Annotated in this window: 3 protein-coding genes; all 3 read right to left on the reverse strand. The window is 65.7% G+C overall.

Features of this window, described 5'->3' with window-relative positions; genetic code table 11:
* A partial coding sequence (locus tag PGX04_RS26740; RefSeq protein ID WP_273741267.1) for a Glu/Leu/Phe/Val family dehydrogenase occupies positions 1 to 822 on the reverse strand: 822 nt, incomplete at its 3' end.
* Between the two features lie 2 nt (positions 823 to 824).
* On the reverse strand, positions 825 to 971 hold the full coding sequence (locus PGX04_RS26745; RefSeq protein WP_273741268.1) for a rubrerythrin-like domain-containing protein: 147 nt from the start codon (positions 969 to 971) through the stop codon (positions 825 to 827).
* Positions 972 to 1,082: 111 nt separating this feature from the next.
* Positions 1,083 to 1,759: helix-turn-helix domain-containing protein (locus PGX04_RS26750; protein WP_273741269.1), on the reverse strand; the 677-nt coding region annotated here is incomplete at its 5' end.

Below are 1,759 nucleotides of genomic sequence, written 5' to 3' on the forward strand. Positions count from 1 at the left end.
CGCATCGACGTCGACCCCGTCGGGATCGTAGACCGCGCCGTTGACGTCCGAGACGGCAACGATCGTCGCGCCCCACTCCTCGAGCAGGCGCGCGGCGTTGGCACCGACACTGCCGAAGCCCTGGACTGCGACGGTCGTCTCGGCGAGGGGGTAGTCGTAGTACTCGCAGGTCTCTCGCGTGACGATGGCGACGCTTCGACCGGGCGCTTCCTCGCGGCCGAAACTCCCGCCGATGACCGGCGGTTTGCCGGTGACGACGCCGGGGATCGTTTCGCCTTCCTGCATGCTGTAGGCGTCCATCAGCCAGGCCATCGTCTGCGGGTCGGTGCCCATGTCCGGCGCGGGGATGTCCGTGTTCGGTCCGATCACATCGCGGATCTCCTGTGCGAATCGACGCGTGAGCCGTTCCTTCTCGTCCTCGCTCAGCGACTTCGGGTCGACGACGATGCCGCCTTTCGCGCCGCCGAAGGGGAGATTCATCACCGCGCACTTCCAGGTCATCCACATCGACAGCCCGACGCACTCGTCGCGGGTCACGCCGGGGTGGTAGCGCAGCCCGCCCTTGTAGGGGCCGCGGACGCTGTCGTGGTGGGCCCTGTAGCCGGTGAAAACCTCGAGCGAGCCGTCGTCGCGCTCGAGGGGGATCGTCACCTCGTGGACCGCCGTGGGGTGGGAGAGACGCTCGATGACGGCGTCGTCGATATCCAGTTGTGCGGCGACGCGATCCAGTTGTCGGCGCGCGGTCTCGAGTGCGGTTTCGGAACCGATCGATTCAGCCGTCGCTTCTCGGGCCGGCGGCGAAGAACGGTTCTGGGAGGACATACTTATTCGATCGGTGTCCGCCGATTGCGCATTTCGGCCCCGCACTCGGGACAGGCGTCCGGTGCGGTCGCACGAACGACGGTTCCGCAGTCGAAGCATTCGTAGGTCGATTCCGCCTGCGGGTCGAACTCGGCGTCTTTGTGGTTCATGGGAGAGACGACTGACGATGTGTCACGGCACTCGTCGCATCAAGGAATACAAGGTATATTAGGATGAGTATATCCGTCAGATACCTAGCGTCGACAAACGGATGGGGTTCACTATTCAACCCCTGTCGATCGGGGCTCCGGGAGTCCGCTCTCGTCGAACACGACCTCGAAGAGCGTCCGCTGGACGCTCCGGACGTGCCGGTAGAACGCTGCCGGCGAGATATCGAGGGCGTCGGCGACATCTTCGCCCGAATTCTCGCGCGGTGATTCGAAGTACCCGCCGTAGTAGGCGAGCGTGACGACCTCGAGCTGGCGATCGGTAAGCCGATCGTGCAGTTCCGAGCGGAGGTCCCGCGGCGTCGTGCGTTCGACGGTCCGTTTCGATCTGAGCTCGACGTCCGAGAACGCCGTCGAGACGATGTCGGCGCTTTCCCTCGCGTCGGCTGATCGGGGGACGTCGATCACGACCCGCGCGCTCGAGGGTGTCGCTTCGACGCCCCGCAACACCGCCCCGTGATCCGCGAGCCGATCCGCGAGCACCGGTCGGGAGAGATGCAAGAGGACGCCACCGCTGCCGCCATCGTCGGTATCGATGGTCCCGGTATCGATGGTCTCAGTGTCGGTGGTTTCGGTAGTACTGGTCCCGGGATCGGTGGTCTCGGCGTCACTAGTATCGGCATCGGTAGTCGGCTCGCCGTCGCCGTCTCCGCCGCCGTATTCGCCCGTGCTAATGACCTGTGCGCGCTCGACGCCGACCAGCTCCGCGGCCGCAGTCGCGACGGCGGCCG

It is taken from the genome of Natrinema soli, assembly GCF_028618695.1.